This is a genomic window from Aeromonas sp. 82P (assembly GCF_051919365.1).
GTDB lineage: Bacteria > Pseudomonadota > Gammaproteobacteria > Enterobacterales > Aeromonadaceae > Aeromonas > Aeromonas veronii.
Map to the genome: position 1 here is coordinate 4362194 of NZ_JBQBEV010000001.1, position 21143 is coordinate 4383336.

At 61.5% G+C, this 21143-nt stretch carries 16 protein-coding genes and 4 tRNA genes; 6 read left to right on the plus strand and 14 right to left on the minus strand.

Annotation, left to right across the window (positions count from 1 at the left end):
• Positions 1 to 13: 13 nt before the first annotated feature.
• A complete protein-coding gene (locus ACTG2S_RS19990) occupies positions 14 to 529 on the minus strand; it encodes a ClbS/DfsB family four-helix bundle protein (protein WP_274160601.1) in 516 nt (171 codons plus the stop codon).
• Positions 530 to 662: 133 nt separating this feature from the next.
• On the opposite strand from ACTG2S_RS19990, the gene ACTG2S_RS19995 reads away from it, so the two are divergent.
• Positions 663 to 995, plus strand: coding sequence for a hypothetical protein (locus ACTG2S_RS19995; protein ID WP_058053389.1), 333 nt, complete (start codon positions 663 to 665; stop codon positions 993 to 995).
• A gap of 86 nt (positions 996 to 1081) precedes the next feature.
• Here ACTG2S_RS19995 and ACTG2S_RS20000 read toward each other — a convergent pair whose 3' ends face one another.
• The 6 genes from ACTG2S_RS20000 to plsY form a co-directional block, all read right to left on the minus strand.
• Positions 1082 to 2254, minus strand: coding sequence for a CD0519/CD1768 family membrane protein (locus tag ACTG2S_RS20000; protein WP_439983160.1), 1173 nt, complete (start codon positions 2252 to 2254; stop codon positions 1082 to 1084).
• 106 nt (positions 2255 to 2360) lie between these two features.
• Positions 2361 to 2436, minus strand: a tRNA-Asn gene (locus ACTG2S_RS20005).
• Positions 2437 to 2444: 8 nt separating this feature from the next.
• A tRNA-Phe gene (locus ACTG2S_RS20010) sits at positions 2445 to 2520 on the minus strand.
• A 3-nt stretch (positions 2521 to 2523) separates the two neighbouring features.
• A tRNA-Thr gene (locus ACTG2S_RS20015) sits at positions 2524 to 2599 on the minus strand.
• Positions 2600 to 2651: 52 nt separating this feature from the next.
• Positions 2652 to 2727 (minus strand) — tRNA-Phe (locus ACTG2S_RS20020).
• A 47-nt stretch (positions 2728 to 2774) separates the two neighbouring features.
• Positions 2775 to 3437 (minus strand): glycerol-3-phosphate 1-O-acyltransferase PlsY, encoded by a 663-nt coding sequence (gene plsY, locus ACTG2S_RS20025; protein WP_429108596.1) that lies wholly within the window; start codon positions 3435 to 3437, stop codon positions 2775 to 2777.
• A 157-nt stretch (positions 3438 to 3594) separates the two neighbouring features.
• Here plsY and folB point away from each other — a divergent pair, with 157 nt between their 5' ends.
• The 3 genes from folB (at position 3595) to ACTG2S_RS20040 (ending at position 5090) form a co-directional block, all read left to right on the plus strand.
• The gene (gene folB, locus ACTG2S_RS20030; RefSeq protein WP_005355064.1) at positions 3595 to 3966 is read left to right on the plus strand and encodes a dihydroneopterin aldolase; all 372 of its coding nucleotides are present in this window, start codon (positions 3595 to 3597) and stop codon (positions 3964 to 3966) included.
• Positions 3966 to 4475, plus strand: coding sequence for a 2-amino-4-hydroxy-6-hydroxymethyldihydropteridine diphosphokinase (folK, locus tag ACTG2S_RS20035; RefSeq protein WP_139435022.1), 510 nt, complete (start codon positions 3966 to 3968; stop codon positions 4473 to 4475). The genes folB and folK overlap by 1 nt, the downstream gene beginning before the upstream one ends.
• A 126-nt stretch (positions 4476 to 4601) precedes the next feature.
• On the plus strand, positions 4602 to 5090 hold the full coding sequence (locus ACTG2S_RS20040) for a YbaK/EbsC family protein (protein ID WP_274160603.1): 489 nt from the start codon (positions 4602 to 4604) through the stop codon (positions 5088 to 5090).
• Here ACTG2S_RS20040 and mdtD read toward each other — a convergent pair.
• Both mdtD and ACTG2S_RS20050 read right to left on the minus strand, forming a co-directional pair.
• Positions 5062 to 6477, minus strand: coding sequence for a multidrug transporter subunit MdtD (gene mdtD, locus ACTG2S_RS20045; RefSeq protein WP_150995450.1), 1416 nt, complete (start codon positions 6475 to 6477; stop codon positions 5062 to 5064). The genes ACTG2S_RS20040 and mdtD overlap by 29 nt on opposite strands.
• Positions 6478 to 6488: 11 nt before the next feature.
• Entirely contained in the window at positions 6489 to 7097 is a 609-nt protein-coding gene (locus ACTG2S_RS20050) for a TetR/AcrR family transcriptional regulator (RefSeq protein ID WP_005355070.1), read from the minus strand.
• Positions 7098 to 7187: 90 nt separating this feature from the next.
• Here ACTG2S_RS20050 and ACTG2S_RS20055 point away from each other — a divergent pair, with 90 nt between their 5' ends.
• Complete coding sequence (locus ACTG2S_RS20055; protein WP_429108598.1) at positions 7188 to 8288, plus strand: efflux RND transporter periplasmic adaptor subunit; 1101 nt, start codon at positions 7188 to 7190, stop codon at positions 8286 to 8288.
• A complete protein-coding gene (locus tag ACTG2S_RS20060) occupies positions 8285 to 11392 on the plus strand; it encodes an efflux RND transporter permease subunit (protein ID WP_439983163.1) in 3108 nt (1035 codons plus the stop codon). Before ACTG2S_RS20055 ends, ACTG2S_RS20060 begins: the two co-directional genes overlap by 4 nt.
• Here ACTG2S_RS20060 and ACTG2S_RS20065 read toward each other — a convergent pair.
• The 5 genes from ACTG2S_RS20065 to ACTG2S_RS20085 form a co-directional block, all read right to left on the minus strand.
• The gene (locus ACTG2S_RS20065) at positions 11377 to 12504 is read right to left on the minus strand and encodes a CobW family GTP-binding protein (protein WP_166740598.1); all 1128 of its coding nucleotides are present in this window, start codon (positions 12502 to 12504) and stop codon (positions 11377 to 11379) included. The two genes, ACTG2S_RS20060 and ACTG2S_RS20065, sit on opposite strands and share 16 nt — an antisense overlap.
• A gap of 9 nt (positions 12505 to 12513) precedes the next feature.
• Positions 12514 to 13908 (minus strand): D-arabinono-1,4-lactone oxidase, encoded by a 1395-nt coding sequence (locus ACTG2S_RS20070; protein WP_274160608.1) that lies wholly within the window; start codon positions 13906 to 13908, stop codon positions 12514 to 12516.
• 162 nt (positions 13909 to 14070) lie between these two features.
• Complete coding sequence (locus ACTG2S_RS20075) at positions 14071 to 15657, minus strand: EAL domain-containing protein (RefSeq protein ID WP_075115839.1); 1587 nt, start codon at positions 15655 to 15657, stop codon at positions 14071 to 14073.
• 280 nt (positions 15658 to 15937) lie between these two features.
• Positions 15938 to 18535, minus strand: coding sequence for a bifunctional aconitate hydratase 2/2-methylisocitrate dehydratase (gene acnB / locus ACTG2S_RS20080; protein WP_043821991.1), 2598 nt, complete (start codon positions 18533 to 18535; stop codon positions 15938 to 15940).
• A 229-nt stretch (positions 18536 to 18764) separates the two neighbouring features.
• Complete coding sequence (locus ACTG2S_RS20085; protein WP_236301942.1) at positions 18765 to 21026, minus strand: patatin-like phospholipase family protein; 2262 nt, start codon at positions 21024 to 21026, stop codon at positions 18765 to 18767.
• Positions 21027 to 21143 lie beyond the last annotated feature (117 nt).

A 21143-nucleotide genomic window follows, 5' to 3' on the forward strand; every position in this document is an offset into this window, starting at 1 on the left:
CGCCCCCTTCCTTTCACACCCTGCTCGCCAACTCTTTGAGCCACTTGCGCAGCCGCCCGTTGGCGTTGAGATAGGGGGAGGCGCTATTGAACTGGATCATCCGCCCGAGCGTCCACTTCTCATACCAGAGGCAGCCATACAGCTGCTGGTCGCTGCGCGCCTCCACCAGTTCGATGATGTGCCCTCTGGCGGCAGCCAACCGCTGCAACAACGCCGGATAGCTGAGCCCCTCGTAATCCCGATAGAACTTTTGGGCCAGCCCGCCCAACTCGTTCCACTTAAAACCGGTTTCGGGAAAATCCACTGGCAGACCTGCCGCATCCCGCTCGATCCAATTGATCAACAGTTCGTTCCAGCCGATAAGGTAGGCCAGCAGATTGACGACGCTCATGGTGGTTCCCTTGCTGTGCCCTGCCAGGGTCGGCTCCCGCACCCGGCTCTCGGGGACGGCCTGCAACGCCTTGAACAACTTGCTGAAATTTGTATCGATCGCGAGTAGCAGCTCGGCCTTGTTTTGCGGGATCCCCATTGCTCTCCCCTTTTCAGATTTGCTTGCGGCGCAGCCGAGGCGATTGCCGCAACCCCGGCAGCACGTTACGCTAGCCCTCTTCCATCCTGTGCAGCTCATCCAGTGCAGGCCAACCATCACGGCAAGATCGGCAATGAATCAACTAATCAGCTATATCAGGGCCATTCATCGACAGGCGAGCCCCGTCACCCTCACCCGCCAAGAGAGTGAACACTATAGCGAGCATGATGAGAGCGGCACTGTGATCCAGCACCAGATAACCACCAGCTGGTTTGCCAATGGGGTCGTCATCCGCCAGCAAACCGAACAGGACGAAGCGCCATCGCAGCAGCTTTGTGCCGAGTGCTGGATCAGCTATCGGGTCATCGCCAGTCCCATCCCCATCACTCCGGCCAGCAAGCTGTTTCACAACCACTGTCAGGAGCGATTCTGGTTGAAGGTGCAGGGCATCACGCCGCAAGGGTGATTGGTGCGCCCGTGAGCAGGGCGCGGCAGGGGGAAACGCAAAGAGGCTCCGAAGAGCCTCTTTTTGTTTCCGTGTCTGAACCCGACTCAGCCCAGCAGTAAATAGAGCTGGTGCGCTGCCACACCGGCGCACAGGCCGCCGATGGTGTGGGCGACGATGGCGCGGGAGGTGAGGTGGCGATAACCGAGAGCATCCAGCATGGCGGTGTGGGTGCTCAGGAAGCCACTCCAGCACATCCCCATGGCGGTAAACACCGCGACCTCGTTACCGGTGATCCACCCTTTGGCGATAAAGGGGGGCACCAGCGACATGGCGGCACCGACCGCACCGAGCGAGGTGGCGGGGAAAGCGACCAGCTCCGGCTGCTGGAAGCCAAACAGCAGGTCAAACAGCCAGCCAGCCTTGGCAGCCAGCACCGGCAGCAGGGCTACCCCCTGGAAGGCTTCGCCGGTATAGCCCTTGTCGCCGGGGCCGAAGGTGAGCAGCATGACGAAGGTACTGATGATGAGCACACCCGGGATCACCGCCATCCCCAGCTCCACACCGGATTTGCCGCCATCGAGCAGAGAGTTGAGGATCCGCAGCCAGCCGGGAGCCGCCTCTTTGGTCACCCCGACCTTGTGCCCCTTGGCAACAGTCGGCTCATCGTCCAGCACCTCGCCCACCAGCGGGCGGATCATCCGTTGCATCAATCGGGTAGAGACCACCGAGCCTACCAGAGCGCCGAGCAGCCCGATGAGCGCCGCGCTGGCCGTGGATTCACCGCCCGGCAGCTGCAAGGTGGCCATAAAGGTCACCACGATCAGCCCCATGCCAAAGGCTGTGCCGAAGTTGGTGAGCGACACTAGCTGCCAGGGGGTGAAGCCCTTGCGAAAGCGGCTGTCCTTGGCGAGGCTGATCACCGCCGGGTTGTCGGAGAAGAAGGTCATCAGCGCCGCCAATGCGGTGCGACCGGGCAGACGAAACACCGGTTTCATCAGGGGTGCCAGCAGCACCTCCAGCAGTCGGATCACCCCGAATTCGCTCAGCAGCTGGCTGAGGGCGCCGGAAAGTACGGTGATCCCCATGATAAAGAGCACGGTATTGAGCAGCAGCTGGTGGGCGGTATTGAACAGGGTGTTGACCATGGCGGAGAGGCCCATCTGGCTGCCGAGGTAGCCAAACAGGCTGCCCAGGATCAGCAGCACCAGCACGGGCTCAAGCCACTCGCGGATGGTGGCCAGTCGCCCCTTTGAGTCTATAACTACTTGATTTTCCATATCTATCCTGCCGTCATTCTGTGCGTGTGTGATTGTTGTTATGGTAAAAGAGCGGTGTTGAACCAATGAAAAAAAGCCCTTGTCTTGCGACAAGGGCTTTTCGGTTTGGCTCCTCCTGCTGGGCTCGAACCAGCGACCTGCGGATTAACAGTCCGTCGCTCTACCGACTGAGCTAAGGAGGAATTATTCGTGGTGCCCAGAGACGGAATCGAACCGCCGACACGGGGATTTTCAATCCCCTGCTCTACCGACTGAGCTATCTGGGCAAATGGTGCCGGCTACCGGAATCGAACTGGTGACCTACTGATTACAAGTCAGTTGCTCTACCTACTGAGCTAAGCCGGCACACTTTAAACCATTGTGCATGAACAAATTTTTATTTCATGGCACCAAATTTTGGTGCCCAGAGACGGAATCGAACCGCCGACACGGGGATTTTCAATCCCCTGCTCTACCGACTGAGCTATCTGGGCGTGGGCGCTATTAAACGGATTTTAAGGCGGATGGTCAACGGGAAATTTCACTTTTTGTCTCGTTCGTCTCTTTTTTGCGCAACATCGTCCATTTCTGCCACTTCCTCGGCACAGGCCGCGCGTTTTCGCCCCCAGACTCTGGGTTCTTCCCCCTTGAGCAGGCGGGAGATGTTCTCGTGATGGCGGAGCAGGATAAGGCAGGAGAGCAGCGAGACTGGCAGGGTATATTCGGGTTTGAGCAGGTAGGTAAAGAGCGGCGTCAGCAGCACGGTAATGATGGAGGCCAGCGAGGAGTAGCCGCTCACCAGCAACACCAGCAGCCAGGTGCCAATCACGGCGCCCCCCATGGTAAAGCCGATGGGCATCATGGTCCCCAGTGCCGTGGCGACTCCTTTGCCACCACGAAAATGAAAGAAGATGGGGTACATATGGCCGAGACAGGCGGCGACCCCGATAAAGCCGAGGTAGACGGGTTTGATCTGCAGATACCAGGCGAGATAGACGGGCACAGTGCCCTTAAGCACATCGAGCAGCAGCACCACCAGCGCCGCCATCCGGCCACCGAGGCGCAGCACATTGGTTGCCCCCGGATTGTGGGAGCCATGATCCCGCGGGTCGGGCAGACCGGTGCAACGGGAGACCAGCACAGCACTGGATAGTGAACCACCCAGGTAGGCCAGAATAATCATCAAAATCGTCAGGGCCGTCATCTTGGTCGTTTTTACCACGATATGAATGGGGTATGATGCGGGCCACATACGCTGGCATGGGCCCATGCCCACCCAGAGCGCCTCGGCAAGCCTGTTGCCCGGCCAGCATCCCTGCGCTGTCATCACAGCCCATCAAGAGTAAAGAAGAAGTACAGTCATGGACAAGGTGTTTATTCGCGGACTCGAAGTTTTGACCACCATCGGTGTATATGAGTGGGAGAAGGGCATTCGCCAAAAGCTCCGTTTTGACCTCGAGATGGGGTTCGACAACCGCCCCGCGGCAGCAACCGACGACATCAATCTGGCACTGGATTATGCCGACCTCTCCAACAAGATTTGCGAGCATGTCAGCGGCAAGGTGGTCGAGCTGGTCGAGACCATGGCCGAGCAGGTTGCCATGCTGGTGCTCGCCGACGAGCGGGTGCAGTGGGTCAAGGTGACCCTCACCAAGCCAGGCGCCGTGCCCAATGCCGCCGGGGTCGGCGTCGAGATCCTGCGCCATCGCACTCCGGCCGCGAGCAGCAACTGATGACCACCATCTATATCAGCCTCGGCTCCAACATCGAGCGGGATCGCCATATCCGTGCCGGACTCGATGCCCTGCACGCCGAATTTGGCGAGTTGCGGGTCTCCCGGGTATTCGAGAGCGAAGCGGTCGGCTTCAACGGCCGCCCCTTCTACAATTTGGTGGCGGCTGCCGAGACCGATCTGCCGCTGGCCACCGTCTGCCAGCGACTGCGGGCCATGGAGTTCGCCCACGGCCGCGAGCCGGATGCCAAGAAGTTCGCCCCGCGCACCCTGGATCTCGACCTGCTGCTCTATGGCGATCTGGTCTGCGACACCCCGCTGGTGCTGCCGCGCGGTGAAGTGCTCACCAACGCCTTCGTGCTCTGGCCGCTGGCCGAACTGGCCCCCAATCTGCGCCACCCCGTCGATGGCCGCACCATGGGCGAGCTGTGGCAAGCCTATGACAAGGCCTCCCAGCAGCTGTGCCCTATTCCCTTTCACTGGGAAGCGTGCGAATTGCAGCATCACTGATCCGCAAGGGCGCCTCACGGCGCCCTTGTTGTTTCCACAGACAGGGTTGCTTATCACGGATAAGAAAGTGTCATTGGGCCTGACCCTGCGAGGCTGGCAGGATAGCGCCCACTACAGGAGAACCCCATGCCACTCGATACCATTCACCATTTCAACTGCCAGTTGCTGGCTGAACTGCCCCACCAGCGCTATGAGCATGAACCCATCCTCGACTACGCCACCGATGAAAAGGTCAAGGCCCGCCTCGGCTGGCAGGCGGAGTTCAGCAAGACCCTGTTTCTCAAGTTCAAGGATGGCCGCTTCGCCCTGCTGCTGACCCACAGGGACGGGCGGCTCGACAACAAGGCGGTCAAGGCCGCACTCGGTGCCAAGCCCTCCATCTGCACCGCCGAAGAGATGCAGGCGGAGATTGGCTGCCTGCCGGGGGCGGTCTGCCCCTTCCTGCCCCGTGCCGATATTCCGCTACTGGTAGACCCACAACTGCTCAACCACACCGCCTTCACCTGGACTCCGGGCCACCCGGAGCAGACCTTTCTGCTGGCGACCGAGCATCTGGCCGAAGTGTTGTCGCAGCTCCCCTGCGAGGTCAGCTATCTGCCCGCGCCGACGGCGTAGCCCCATCGCGCGCCAGCTGGGCGAAGATCAGCGCCGCCAGCATGGAGAGCAACCCGACACAGAGGTAGGTAAGGTGGAACCCGGCCAGCCACTGCCCCTCGGCCACTAAGGTGCCCGCTGAGGTGCCCGCCGAGAAGAGCCCGAGCAGGCTGGCGGCAATCGCCACCCCCAAGCTCATGGAGAGCTGCATCACCACCGAGAGCAGACCGTTGCCACTGCTGGCCAGGGTCGGGCTGAGATCTTGCAGCGTGAGAGTGTTCATGGCGGAGAACTGCAGCGAGTTGATGGCGCCGAAGATCGCCAGCCAGCCCAGCAAGACCCCGTAGGGGAGCTGGTTGTCGATAAAGTAGAAGCTGGCAATCATCGCCCCCAGCAACAGGGTGTTGCCGATCAGAATGCGGCGATAGCCCACCTTCGGAATCAGCTTGTTCACCAGCGTCTTGGTCAGCATGGCGCCAATCACGGTGGGGATCATGGTCATCCCCGCCTTGCTCGGGGAGAAGCCGAGCCCCAGCTGCAGAAACAGCGGGGTGAGGAAAGGCATGGCGCCGCTGCCAAGGCGGGCAAACAGGTTGCCCCAGATGCCGATGGCAAAGGTGGTGGTCTTGAACAGGTTCAGACTAAAGAGCGGCTGCGGTGCATTGGCGGCATAGAGCCAGTAGCTCGCCATCGCCGCTAAGCCGAAGATCAGTGCAAACAACGCCCAACCAGTGGAGATGCTGTGCTCCCCCAGTCCCTGCAAGCCGACCGACACCAACACCATGCCGACGCTGAACATCACAAAGCCCTGCCAGTCGAACCGGGCGGTCTGCTGCCGCAGCTCCGGCATAAAGTGCCAGCTGGCGATAAAGCCGAGCAGCCCCACCGGCAGGTTGATGAGGAACACCCAGTGCCAGCTCGCCACTTCCACCAGCCAGCCACCGAGCGCCGGCCCCATCAACGGGCCGAGCAGCCCAGGGATGGTGACAAACGACATCACCCGCAGCAGCTCGTGCTTGTCATAGACACGCAGCACCGCCAACCGCCCCACCGGCATCAGCAGCGCACCGCCAATCCCCTGAAGCACCCGGGCGGCCACCAGCATGGAGAGGGAATTGGAGGCGGCACAGGCGAGAGAGCCCAACGTGAACAGCGAGATGGCGGCCAGATAGATACGGCGGGTGCCGAATCTGTCAGCCAGCCAGCCGGAAGCCGGGATCAGCAACGCCACCGTCAACATGTAGGCAATGATCACCGACTGCATCTGCAGCGGGCTCTCTCCCAAGGTCTCGGCCATGCTGGGCAGGGCGGTGTTGAGAATGGTGCCATCCAGCGCCTGCATAAAGAAACCGACCGCCGCCAGCAGGGGCAGCCACTTGCGCTGGGCATCTGTCACTGTGTGGCTCATTGCCACCTCCATTATTTTTGCGGGGGAGCGGCGGCGGTCAGGAAGAGATCGACACAACTCAGGGTCCAGGCATCCTGCTCGGCAGCACTCTGGGTCAACGGCAGACCCAGCTCACGGAGCATTCGCTCCTTGCCCTGCCACATCAGCAACAGCTGCAAGGCGGCCTGTTCGCTGTCTTGATGGCAAAGCAGGCCTTGCTGCTTCTGCTGCTCCAGCCAGTTGGACAGCATCTCGGTCACATAGAGCGGGCCCGCCTCGAAAAAAAGGGTGGCCAGCTGGGCATCGTTGCAGCTGATGCAGGTGCGAAAGATATTGATGGCATCATCGCTCAGGATCAACTTGCGAAAGCTGCGGCCAAAGGCAATCAGGCTCTCCCGCACATTGTTGCCACGCAACAATACCTCCGGCATCAGCTCACTGCTGACGCACTTGCTGCCCACCGCTTCGGCAAATAGCGACTCCTTGTTGGCAAAATGGCTGTAGACCGTCTGCTTGGAGACGCCCGCTTCACTGGCCACCATGTCCATGCTGACCAGATGCAGACCGTGCTGACAGAAGAGCCGCCCGGCAGCATCGAGGATCGCAGCCCGCTTCTGCTGACTACGGGGTGAAATGTTCATTTTTCCTCCACAATCAAACTGGACAGTCTAGTTTCGAAAAACTAGACTCACCGGTGTGATTTGATGTTATGTCAACCAGAGGATGATGTCATGACACTTTGCTTAATCCTGCTGGCGCTGTTACTGAGTGGCTGCAGCCCGGTCACAGAGTCAGAAGAAACACCCGCCCTGACCCGGGTGATCGCCCAGCCGCTGCAAGCCAGCGATCACTACCCGGTGCTGCACCGTTTCAATGGCCGGGTGATCGCTCCCGAGCACAGCCAGATAGGCTTCGAGCTGGCAGGGCGGATCGCCACTCTGCACAAGGGACGCGGAGAGCCGGTCGCGGCCGGCGAACTGCTCGCCACACTGGACACCCGGCTGCTGGCAGTGGAAGCCAAAGAGCTGGCCGCCCGGGCTGCCCAGAACGAGGCCGAGCTGACCCTTGCCCGGCAGACGCTCGACCGGCTCACAGCCCTGCGCCAGCAGCAGTTCAGCTCCCGTCAGGCGCTGGATGAACAGCAAGGCAAAGTCCGCATGCTGGAGGCAAGCGCCAACCAGCTGGCCGCCGCCCTCGAAGCCAACCGGGTCAAACAGGAGAAATCACAGCTGCGCGCCCCCTTCAACGGGATTGTGGTCAGCCGCGAGCAGGCATTGGGGGCCGTGGTAGCCGCAGGCCAGCCTCTCTTCTCCCTGACCCGCAGCGGCCAGTGGGAGGCCGATATCGGCGTGCCGGTGAAACAGGCCGAGTCCCTGATCGTCGGCCAACACTACCCCCTGCAAAGCGGGGAGCAATCACTGGAGGGGCGCCTGCTTAATCTGGGGGTACAAGTGGACGGGCAGACCCACACCCGCACCGCCCGCTTCCAGCTGATCCGGGGCGGCGAACAACTGGCAGAGGGGCAACTGATCACCCTGCTGCATCAGACCCGCGAGCCCACCCGCGCTTACGAAGTGCCGCTCACCGCACTGACCCAGGGATTGCGCGGCAGCTGGACCCTCTACCTGCTCAACGACGAAACGCCACCCCGAGTGGTCAGTCGGGACGTCACCCTGCTGCAGCAAGATGGCGAGCGGGCCTGGATCAGTGGTGCCCTGAACGGACAAGAACAGCTGGTGACCGATGGCCTGCATAAACTGGTGCCGGGCCAGCAGGTCACCCTGACAACCAGCGTGGATCATCAGGCAGGCCATCCGGAGCCACAGTCATGATCCGCCCGTTTATCGAGAATGGCCGCCTGCTGCTGTTGACGGTCGCGCTGCTGCTGACGGCCGCTCTTGCGGCATTGCAGATCCTGCCCAGAACCGAAGATCCCCAGCTCACCAGCCGCTTTGCCAGCGTGGTTACCCACTTCCCCGGGGCCAGCGCCGAGCGGGTGGAGGCGCTGGTGAGCGAGCCCATCGAGAACCGGCTGCGGGCCCAGAGCGAGATCAAGCTGATCGAGTCGAGCTCTCGCCCCGGTCTCTCCATCATCAATCTGGAGCTCAAGGATGAGGTCAGCGATGTCGAGCCTGTCTGGTCCAGAGTTCGTGACCGGCTGGCAGATCTGGCCGCCGGACTGCCAGCAGGCGCCAGTGCCCCCAAGCTGGATGACGAGAAGGGCTACCCCTTCACCCGGCTGGTCAATGTGGTCTGGCGCGGGCCGGGCCAGCCGCAGCTGGATCGCCTCGCCCGCTACAGCGCCGAGCTGGAACGCCGGGCTCGCCAGCTGCCGGGCACCGAATACGTCGAGCGGGTCGGGGCACCGCAGGAGGAGATCGAGGTACGGTTCGATCCCCTCGCCCTCAGTGCCAGCGGCATGAGTGGCGAACAGCTTGCCCAGGCGCTGAGTGGTGCCGATGCCAAAGTGGCCGCCGGGGAGTTGCAGGGCAGCCACAATCGCTTTCAGGTGGAGATCCGCGGTGCCCTCGATACCCTGGAGCGGATCCGCCAGATCCCGCTGCGTACCGGCGAGCAGGGCCAGACCCTGCGCCTTGGCGATCTGGCTGAGGTGAGACGTACCCTGCACCAGCCGGAGAGCCAGCTGGCCTTTGCCAATGGTGAGCGGGCCGTGGTGGTCGGCCTGCGCATGGCACAGGATCACCGCATCGACCTCTGGTCGGCACGGGTCGACTCCATGCTGACCCAGCTGCAACAGGACTTGCCGGATAATATCGGCCTCGTCACCAGCTTCGATCAGCAGCGTTATACCGATCAGCGGCTCGACACCCTGCTCATCAACATTGTGCAGGGCTTCCTCATCATAGTGGCTGTGCTGCTGGTGACCTTGGGGGTCAAGGCCGCCATTATCGTGGCCCTGTCGCTGCCGCTTACCGTGGCGTTCTCATTCGCCTGCATGAACCTGATCAATCTACCCATTCACCAGATGTCGGTCACCGGTCTGGTGGTGGCGCTCGGGATCATGGTGGACAACGCCATCGTCATGGCGGATCGGGTGCAGTATCAGCGCCGCCGCGGCATGGCCATGAGTGCCGCCGCACTGGAAGCCATCGGCCACCTCTGGCTGCCACTGCTGGGCTCCACCCTCACCACCATGCTCGCCTTTATGCCGATCATTCTGATGCCGGGCCCGGCGGGCGAGTTTGTCGGCGGCATCGCCTGGGCGGTGATCTGCTCGCTGCTGGGATCCTACCTCATCGCCCACACCCTGGTGGCTGGCCTCGCAGCCCGCTGGATTGGCAGTGACCAGGGGGGACGCTGGTATCAGGATGGCTTGCACCTGCCCCGGGTGAGCGCACGTTTCCAGCAGAGCATCGCCATGGCGTTGGCTCACCCCTGGCGAACCCTGCTGCTGGTCAGTCTGCTGCCCCTGCTCGGTTTCTGGGTGGCAGGCCGCCTCACCGAACAGTTCTTTCCCCCTGCCGACCGGGACATGATCCACATCGAGGCCAGCCTCTCCCCACAGGCGAGCCTGGCGCGCACCCGCGAGCTGGCACTGGGGATCTCCGCCGAGCTGGCCAGTCTCCCCGAGCTGGTTCGCCAGGATTGGGTGGTGGGCGACAACGCCCCCAGCTTCTACTACAACCTGGTGCCCAGAAAACAGGGGCGGGCCGATTACGCCCAGGGGATGATCACTCTGCAGGATGCCGATGCCGCCGAGCGGCTCATTCCACAACTGCAGCAGCGGCTCGATGCAAAATTTTCCGAAGCGCAGATCCTGGTGCGCAAGCTGGAACAGGGGCCGCCCTTCAATGCCCCGGTCGAGCTGCGGCTGTTTGGCCCCGACCTTGAACAGCTGCACCGTCTGGGAGAGGAGCTGCGCAGTCTGCTCGCCAATACCCCGGCCGTGGTGCAGACCCGCGCCACCTTGCAGGCCGGGGCCCCCAAACTCTGGTTGCAGGTCGATGAGGAGGCCGCCCGACTGGCAGGCATGAGCCTGACCGATGTTGCCTCCCGGCTGGCTGGCGCACTGGATGGCAGGTTGGGCGGCACTGTGCTGGAAGGCACCGAGTCAATCCCGGTTCGGGTGCGACTGGCCGAGCCCTTGCGTCAGGATCCGGATGCGCTGCTCAATGTGCCGCTATCGCTCACCGGCACCGGCCAGCAAGGGGCTGCCAATCTCACCTTGCGGGCACTGGCCACTCCCGAGCTGCTGCCAAGCTGGGGGGAGATCAGCCGTCGGGATGGGGAGCGGGTCAATGTGCTGGAGGCCTATCTGGCGGTCGGCGTACTGCCGCAAACTGTGCTGGAGCAGGTCAAAGAGAGGCTGGCCGCCAAGGCGCTGGCGTTGCCGCCGGGCTATCGACTGGAGTTTGGCGGGGAAGCCGCCAAGCGGGATGAATCGGTGGGTAATCTGATGGCCCATGTCAGCCTGGTCGCCGTGCTGCTGGTGGCCGTGCTGGTGCTCAGCTTAAACTCGTTCCGGCTGGCAGGCATCGTCACCCTGGTGGCGATCCAGTCGGCGGGGCTCGGGCTGCTGTGGGTCTGGCTGCTGGGCTACCCCTTCGGGTTTACGGTGATCATCGCCCTGCTGGGGCTGATGGGGCTGGCCATCAACGCCGCCATCGTCATTCTGGCTGAGCTGAAGGCAGACCCGCTGGCACAGCAGGGCAATTTGCCGCAGATCCGCGATTTGGTGGCCGGTTGCAGCCGCCACATCGTCTCGACCACCATCACCACGGTGGGCGGCTTCATCCCGCTATTGCTGGGGGGCGGCGGCTTCTGGCCCCCCTTTGCCATCGCCATCGCCGGTGGCACAGCGCTGGCGACCCTGCTCTCGTTCTACTTTGTGCCGGTGGCCTTTGTGTTGTTCAACCGCCGCCGTCCTGACCCGGTGCAGGAGAGCGGCAACGCGCAAGATCAGTTGTCGGGCTGACCCAGCATGGCTTTGAGCCGCTCTTCCAGAGTGGGCTCCGGGGCCTTGAGGGTCGCCATAAAGAGCTGCTCGATACCGGCCTTGTCCTGACTTTTCACGATAAACACCAGTCGGGACTGGGCTTTGCCCTCCGGCCAGTCGCCCAGTGCCTGCAGCGGATAGAGCTGACCGTGGACGCCGTGGATCACCACCGGCTGGCTCTCCCCTTCCAGCTGCAAGATCCCCTTGAGGCGCAGCAGGGCATCGCCGTATTGGGCCTGCACCGCATCGATGGCGGCCAGCAGGCGAGAGGGCTTGAGCGGCTCACCGATACGCAGGGAGAAACTCTCGATGTTGCCGTGCTCGAAGTGGGTGGGCGCAGCTGTGCCCACCTTGGCGGCGAACGGTTGCATCTTCGGCTGCATGGGTGATGCCAGCCCCTGCTTGGGGGATTCGGTGCGCAGCCAGGCCAGCAGCTGGCGCACATCGCGCCCCGCCGCTTCGTTGTAGGCGCCGAGCTTCTCCAGCACTGCTGGCGACAGTTCGCCATTGGTCACCTGCTGGATCGGGGCCGCCGGATTGAGTGTCGCCAGCTGGGCTTCGACCCGCGCCAGCTGCTCGCCATCCACCAGATCGCCTTTGCTCACCACCAGCAGATCCGCCAGCGCCACCTGTTTTACCGCCTCATACTGGGCCGCCAACTGCTGCTCGATATGGCCGGCATCCACCACGGTGACAGTGCCATCGAAGCGGTAGCGCTGGGCGATAAAGCCCTCTTCGCGCAGGGTAAAGAGCACGGGGGCAGGATCTGCCAGACCTGTGGTCTCGATAATCAGCCGCTTGAACGGTTTGATCTTGCGCTGGATGGCCTTCATAAAGAGCCCCTGCAACGCCTCCACCAGGGAGCCCTGCACCGAGCAGCAGATGCAGCCGGAGTCGAGCAGCATCACCTGCTCATCCACCTGTTGCACCAGATGGTGATCCAGCCCCACCGAGCCGAACTCGTTGATCAGCACGGCGCACTCACCAAGCTCCGGCTGCTTGACCCAGTGATTGAGCAGAGTTGTCTTGCCGCTACCGAGAAAGCCGGTCAGCAGGGTCACTGGGATACGGGTATCTTGCATATCGGTCATGTCAGATCCTTACCGGTTGGCAAACAGGTCGCTGAGCCAGCGGTTTTCAAAGCGGCCGTGGGGGTCGAGCTCGGCTTTTAACGCCACGAAGTCGTTCCAGCGCGGCAACAGGGCCGGGAAGTCGTAGAGATCCATCGCCAGATGCTTGCCGAAGTGGGGAATGCCGCCAAGCGGCGCCAGCAGTTGTTGCAGCTCGCGCATCTGCTCCATGGAGCCGTTGACGAAGGTGCCGTCCGCCGCCAGATAGACCAGAAAACCGATCCAGCAGACCGACTGGCCATAGGCGGCGCTGAGCCAGGCCTCGGAAGGGCCGGTGCAGCGCAGGATAAAGGGGTAGTGCAGCACGCCCGGATTGGCCTGCTGCCACGCCTGCAGGGTCTCCAGCGCCTCGTTCATGCGATTAAGCGGCACCGCCACCTCACAGTTGATCTGGGGTGCCGGGATCCCCTTGCAAAGAATTTGGTAGACGTTGCCCACCAGATCGGAGGCATCCTTGAAGCGGCGCACCGTCTCGAAGTGCTCGCCAGCCAGCGCCTCATCCTTGGTGTCTTTCGCCATCTTCTGCAGGGTGGCATCTATGGTGGCGTTCATGCGGGCGTCGATATCGCCATCCAGCAGCAGCGGCTCGCTGCCACCGGCGCGGTAGCGGGCCACCTCCTCATCAGAGGCGGGATCCACCAGCCAGATGTGGCTCTCGCCGGTCCAGGCAAACCACCAGCTCTTCACAAAGCCGTGCTCGCGGTTGAGCCGCTCGTTGTGCTCCAGCAGGAAGGGGTAATCGGTGGTGAACTTGGTGCAACGCATGATGCGGTTGGGCACGGTACGCAGGGTGACGTCGAGCAGGATGCCGAGCATCCCCATCCCCATCACGAAGGCGCCGAAGCGCGGATCGGTGCGATCCACCCGGATGATGTCGCCATTGGCCTGCATCACCGTCATCGCCTCCACCGCATCGCAGAGGGCAGACTGGTGCAGCCCCTGACCGTGGGTACCTGTGCTGAGGGCGCCGCCCAGAGTCTGGATGCCGATGACACCGGGGGATGCGGGCAGCATCCGCTCCATGGCGATCAGCTCGGCATAAACGGTATCGAGCGGCGTCCCCGCCTGATAGGTGACGGTATCGGCCGTTTTCGCCAGCTGGCCGCGCAGGTGGTGCAAGTCCACCAGCAGCGCCTGACTACCTTCGGCATAGACGCTGTGGATGGGTTCAAAAGAGAGGCCGGAGCCGATAAGGCGCAGCTTGCGCTCGGGGTGTTCCCGCAGCAGCGCCTGCAGCTCGTCGCGGCTTTTCGGGCGCCACACCTGATCCAGCGCACCGAGGGGATTGGTTCTCGACCAGTTGAACAGCACCTCCCGATTACCGATCGCCTTGATGCTGTGAAATGCCTGGAACTGAACCGTCATACCGCGCCTCATCTTTTACTGACGTCAAAATGAGCGCTGATTCTACCGAAAAGCGAGCCGCAAGGCATGAAAAACAAGCCCCTGCACTCGAGGGGGGATAGGGAGAGAGCACTTCCCTACCCTGCCAGACAGGAACGTGTCCGCCCGTCTGTCACCGATAAATCAGGTCGCATTCGGGATGCCTCGCACCCCATCTGGCTGGCGGGTTTGTGCCTCTTCCGGCAGCAGCTCCTCGCAGAACTGGCGCAGCGGCATGGGGCGGGCAAACAGGTACCCCTGCAGATAATCGACCCCTTTGGCCCTGAGGTAGTCAGCCTGACGCTCGCTCTCCACCCCTTCCGCCACCAGCGCCAGACCGAGCCGGGTCGCCAGATCGATCACGTTGTCCACAATATGTTCCGAGAGCGACTCGGTACCGATGCGGGCGATAAAGGATTTGTCGATCTTGAGGTAATCCACATGGAACTGCTGCAGGTAAGCCAGGCTGGAGTGGCCGGTACCAAAGTCGTCGATAGCGAGTTTGACCCCCATCTCGTCCAGCTGGCGGAACAGGGAGAGGGTCTGGGGATCTGACATCAACAGCTCCCGCTCGGTCAGCTCCAGCACCAGTACCACCTTGCCGGGGAGGAAGTGGCCGAGAAAGGCGCGGCACTCGGCCAGCAGGGCAAAATCGTGGCAATGAGCGGCGCTGATGTTGAAGCTGATATGAAACCCATCGGGCAACTGCTCCTGAGAGCGGTTCAACCGTGTCGCCACCTGCTTCATGATATGGGTGGTCATGGGGACGATCAGTCCCGATTCCTCCGCTTGCGGAATAAAGAGATCGGGCCGAATCACCCCTTCATTGACATGCTCCCAGCGCATCAGCACCTCGGCGCCCATCATCTTGCCGTCGTGGCTGGCAATCAGCGGCTGCAAGTAGGGAACAAACTCCCTGGCTCGCAGGGCCCGTCGCAATTCATCTGTTGGCGAGCCGGGGCGCCCCAGCACCCACCACACCAGCCAGGCCAGCAAAAGCGAGGAAACCGCCAGCCACGACAGCGCCACGTACCGCGCGGCCCACAGCGACTTCCAGTAGACCGGCATGGCATAACCGGCATGGATGGTGAAAGGATAATGGGATGAGGTGAGGGCCTGGCTGATCCCGCGATGGAGGGTGGGCGCCTCGCTCAGATAGCGGCCAGACTCATTGAGCCAGGCCGACCCCACCTGCAGATAGAGCGCACTGGATTTTCCGCTCATGGAGAGCATGAAGCTGAGCTGGGTACTGTCGATGGCGCTCAAGGCGGCATCCTTGCCCTGTTCGGTGCGCACCACCAGCAGCGGGTGATTTTGCCGCACCCGGTTGCCACTCATCAGCAGCAGCTTGCGGCCAGTGTAGATGGAGCCGTCATCGGCATCATTGGCCTCACCAAACAGCGAAGTGCAATTGATGATGCCGTTTCGCACCAGATTGACCGAACGCAGGAAAGGCTCGATGGCGACCTTCTTGCGCAGCACCAGCAGGTTGTCGCGACAGGGAGCATTCACCAAGGGCAGCACAGAGCGATTGGCCTGCTCCGCATGATCCAGCATCGACTCCATCAGGGTTCTGGCCTTGTGGGCCGAAGCGCTGGATTCCGCTTTCAGCTCCTGCACATAATTGCTGTGGATGAGCCAAGCTCCCACCAGCAGCGGCAGGGTAAAGACCAGCAAGGCACCGCCGAAGCGTAACCCGGTTCGGGAGAGATCGATCCTGAACAGAAACATAAAGAACCACGCCGCAATTCGTCAGGCCTGCCAACGCAAGCACCCAGTGAACAGATATCCACTTTCCCTCGATAACGATGCCTCATCATTACCGCACATAACCGAACAACATAACCCAAAGCGTTTATAAAACGAACCACCAAACAGGTGGTTGGATCTCTCTAGCAAGGATCGTGCAAACAATCTTCAAAAAAGACCGTGAATAACACACAAATAAATAATGCCGCGTAAATACGCGGCATTATTGGCTTCTTATCGCGCAAATCGCGCAAGAACTCAGTTAAACGGCTTGCTGCAGGATCACCGCATCGGCCTTCTTGGTGTAGGAGGCGATCTCGTTGAAGTTGAGGTAGCGGTAAGTATCTGCCGCAGTGGCATCAAGCGCCTTGGCGTACTGCAGGTACTCCGCCACGGTCGGGATCTTGCCGAGGATGGCGGCAACGGCGGCCAGCTCCGCAGAGGCCAGATAGACGTTGGCACCTTTACCCAGACGGTTCGGGAAGTTACGGGTGGAGGTGGAGACCACCGAGGCCCCTTCCGCTACTCGCGCCTGGTTACCCATGCACAGAGAACAGCCCGGGATCTCGATGCGGGCACCGACGCGACCAAAGATGCCGTAGTAGCCCTCTTCGGTCAGCTGATCCTTGTCCATCTTGGTGGGCGGCGCGATCCACATGCGGGTCGGCAGCTCGCCCTGATACTTCTCGAGCAGTTTGCCGGCGGCACGGAAGTGGCCGATGTTGGTCATGCAGGAACCGATGAACACCTCGTCGATCTTGTCGCCAGCCACGTCGCTCAGCAGACGGGCATCGTCCGGATCGTTCGGCGCACACAGGATCGGCTCCTTGATGGTGGCCAGATCGATCTCGATGATTTCGGCGTACTCGGCATCCTTGTCCGCTTCCATCAGGGTCGGGTTGGCCAGCCACTCTTCCATCCCCTTGATGCGACGGGTGATGGTGCGCGGGTCACCGTAACCTTCGGAGAGCATCCATTTCAGCATCACGATGTTGGACTTCAGATACTCGATGATCGGCTCTTTATCCAGCTTGATGGTGCAACCGGCAGCGGAGCGCTCGGCACTGGCGTCAGCCAGTTCGAACGCCTGCTCTACCTTCAGGGTCGGCAGACCTTCGATCTCGAGGATACGGCCGGAGAAGATGTTCTTCTTGCCCGCTTTCTCGACGGTCAGCAGCCCTTTCTGGATGGCGGCGTAGGGGATGGCATGAACCAGATCACGCAAGGTGATGCCCGGTTGCAGTTCCCCCTTGAAGCGCACCAGCACGGATTCCGGCATGTCCAGCGGCATCACGCCGGTGGCGGCGGCGAAGGCCACCAGACCGGAGCCCGCCGGGAAGGAGATCCCGATGGGGAAACGGGTGTGGGAGTCACCACCGGTACCCACGGTATCCGGCAGCAGCATGCGGTTCAGCCAGGAGTGGATGACGCCGTCACCCGGACGCAAGCTCACACCGCCGCGGTTCATGATGAAGTCCGGCAGGGTGTGGTGGGTCTGTACGTCGATGGGCTTCGGATAGGCGGCGGTGTGGCAGAAGGACTGCATGGTCAGATCGGCGGAGAAGCCGAGACAGGCCAGATCTTTGAGCTCGTCGCGGGTCATCGGGCCCGTGGTGTCCTGAGAGCCGACCGTGGTCATCTTGGGCTCGCAGTAAGTGCCCGGGCGAATGCCCTTCACGCCGCACGCCTTGCCCACCATCTTCTGGGCCAAGGTGAAGCCTTTACCGGTATCGGCCACCGGCTGCGGGCGACGGAATACGGTGGAGAACGGCAGCCCCAGCGCTTCGCGGGCCTTGTCGGTCAGGCCGCGGCCGATGATCAGCGGGATACGGCCACCGGCGCGCACTTCGTCGATCAGTACATCGGTTTTCAATTCAAACTGTGCCAGCACCTGTTCGGTGCCGTGTTTGCAGATCTTGCCGGCATAGGGGTAGATGTCGATTACATCGCCCATTTCCAGCTTGGAGACGTCCACTTCGATAGGCAGAGCGCCGGCATCTTCCATGGTGTTGAAGAAGATCGGGGCAATCTTGCCACCCAGACAGACACCGCCAGCGCGCTTGTTCGGCACGAACGGAATGTCGTCGCCCATAAACCAGAGCACCGAGTTGGTGGCGGATTTACGGGAAGAACCGGTACCGACCACGTCACCCACATAGGCAAGCGGGAAGCCTTTCTCTTTCAGGGCATCGATGGTCTTGATGGGACCGACGGCGCCATCCTTGTCCGGGGTAATGCCGGGACGGGCGTTTTTCAGCATCGCCAGGGCGTGCAGCGGAATGTCCGGGCGGGACCAGGCGTCCGGTGCCGGCGAGAGGTCGTCAGTGTTGGTTTCGCCAGTCACCTTGAACACGGTGACAGTGATCTTCTCGGCCAGTTCCGGGCGGGAGAGGAACCACTCGGCATCAGCCCAGGACTGCATCACCTGTTTGGCGTGGACATTGCCCGCCTTGGCCTTCTCTTCCACGTCGTGGAAAGAGTCAAACATCAGCAGGGTGTGGGAGAGCCCCTTGGCGGCAAGCGGCGCCAGGGTGGCATGATCCAGCAGGTCGATCAGCGGTTGAATGTTGTAACCACCCTGCATGGTGCCCAGCAGCTCGACAGCTTCGGCGGCAGTCAGGATGGGAGAGTGGGCTTCGCCCTTGGCGACGGCGGTGAGGAAACCGGCTTTGACATAGGCCGCTTCATCAACACCGGGGGGAATACGGGAGGACAACAGCTCTTTCAGAAAGTCTTCTTCGCCAGCGGGCGGGTTCTTGAGCAGCTCAACCAGGGCGGCGACCTGCTCTGCGTCCAGAGGTTTGGCAACCACGCCCTCGGCGGCACGTTCTGCGACGTGTTTACGGTATGTTTCAAGCACGACTAATTCCTCTTTGGTCTTTTTTTGGGGTTCGCCCACGCTCGCGGCGATCGTCCTTGCGGGACACCCCGTAGGGTGCTCCCCACTATATAAGTTTTAACGACTAATTAAAATCCAAACCCTGTTTACTTATTAACCACAAAATCGTAACCAATTAAACAGATTGGTGTTTTTTGAAAATTAATTGAACGCCATCAACCAGAGTTAACAAATTGGCATCATTTCGGCATTATTCGAACGTACTGCCCAATTGCAGATAGAAGACGTCATTGCCCCCCTCCGCCATGCCGTAGCCGAGGAACACAGGGCCGAGGAAGCTCTCCACCCCGACATAAACCGACCCGGCGGTAAACGAGCTCTCCAGACTGATATCCTCCCCCTTGTTCCAGACCCCACCCTGCTCCAGAGATCCGCCCAGATAGAGCGGCATCTTGAGGGCACCAAAGTCATTGTCTGCCACCCGATAGATGTAGCGCAGGCCACCAAACAGGCTGTAGCGACCGCTCAACTGGTAGCGCTGGAAACCGGAGAGGCGGAACAGTCCGCCCAGATCCTGAATATGCAGCGGTACCACCTCTTCACTGCCCGAGCCGCCCCCTTCGAGGATCAGGTTGAGGCTGTGCCTGTCCCATGACCAGGGTTTGATCATCGAGAGCTGATAATTCCAGCCTTCACTGCGCCCATCTGCCGACTCGAGCCCATCCACACTGACGTGGGAATGGCCCAGTTTCATGTCCCATTTCATCCCCTGATAGGGGAAATAGCGGCTATCCAGATTGTCGTGTTCAAAGCGGACATAGGGGCCCCACGCCGTGGCATCCATCTCCAGCCCCTTGAAGTTCTTCACATCAATCGTGCCCAGTTGTCCCTCCAGCCCCATCGACAACCTGCTCCAGGGCTGGCGGTTCCAGCCCACCGTCAGATCGCCGCTGAAGAAGGAGTATTCGGAGTCGAGATAGCTTATCGAAACCGCCTCGGGATCCGGATTGGGGAAAAACAGGCGGCGCAGGGTCTGGTCATAGGCCAGGCTCGCCTCACCATAGAAGGTCTGGGAGGGTTCGAGCGGGGTATAGAAGTCGGTCTTGATATGTTTGGCCGTGCCCAGCGACGCTTCGGTCAGCCACTCCGCCCCCCACTCGTTGACGTTGGTGAGGGTATAGGACATGCCGACGTTGTAGTTGGAGGTGTTCTCGAAGTCATCGGTGAAACCAAACTGGAAGTTGAGGTAGCCCGGCCCCCAGTTCTTCTCGCTGGCATCCACCAGCAGTACATTCTCCCCGTCACGCTCCTCCACCTCGTAGGTGATGCGATCAAAGGACTCCAGCGCGTAGAGGCGGCGAATGCCCGCTTCCAGACTCTCGTTGGTCTGTACCTTGTCCGGCCGCACTTTCAGCATGGCGCGCACCGTCTCATCGGAGAGGCGCGACTTGTTGATGATCTCCACCTTGTCGATGAAGTAGGCGGGCTGACCGCTACGCTCGGCACGGCGGCTCAGCTTCTGGTTGCGATAGGCGTTGTACTGCGCCTTGGTGAGCGACAGCTTATCGAGTTGCAGCGACACCTTGTCAGCCGCCGTCTCACCGATCTTGATCCCCTCCGGCATCCGGGCAAAGTCGGCGATCCCCATATCGCCAAACTCGGGGGCGATCAGAATATCCTTCGGTCCCATCAGCGCCTTCTGCTTGTCGGTGCCCACCTGGGTCATGTAGGTGGTGAGCTGGTCGATCATGGCTAACCCTGACTTGAGGGACTCCCGGGTACGCAGCTTGGCACCGATATCCACCGCGATCACCACGTCAGCCCCCATCGCCTTGGCGACATCCACCGGCATGTTGTTGACGCTACCGCCGTCCGCCAGGATGTGCCCCTCCCACTCCACAGGCTTGAGGGCGCCGGGAATAGACATGGAGGCCTGCATCGCCTTGGCCAGGCTGCCGTGATCCAGCACAAAGGGGGTGACCGTCTCCATGTCGGTCGCCATGGCGCGGTAGGGAATGGGGAGATCATCGAAGCTCTCCTGCACCGGCAGGTTGGAGGTGGCCCCCCGCAGCAGGCTGGCCATGGATTGGCCCTGGAAGAAACCGTCCGGCAGCTGGGTGGTGTCGCCATTCACCCCTATGTCGGTGCGCAGTTGGTACTGCTCGTTCTGCTGCTTTTTGCGCAGCGACAGCTCGTCGCGGCCAACCTTGTCCTGATACCCCTTGTTCCAGTCGATGGCCAAAGTGGTGCGCTCCACCTCCTCGGCACTAAGCCCCATGGCGTACATCCCCGCCACATAAGAGCCCATGCTGGTGCCGACTATGATGTCGACCGGAATCCGTTTCTGCTCCAGTACCTTGAGGATGCCGATATGGGCCGATCCCTTGGCGCCGCCGCCGCTGAGCACCACCGCAATTTTCGGGCGATCCCCCTGTGCCGCCACAGCCAGCAGCGGCATCGCCGCCAGCATCACCAAAAGCAGACGGGTCCATCCCGCACCTAAGCTGCGCATCATATTTTCCATATTATTCAGAGGGTCAGTCACCAAGGATGGCCTCTACTATAAGGGGCCCGGCAGTTAGCGCAACCGTCAATCCGCATCCCGCGAGTGCAGCATGGCAAAGGGGCA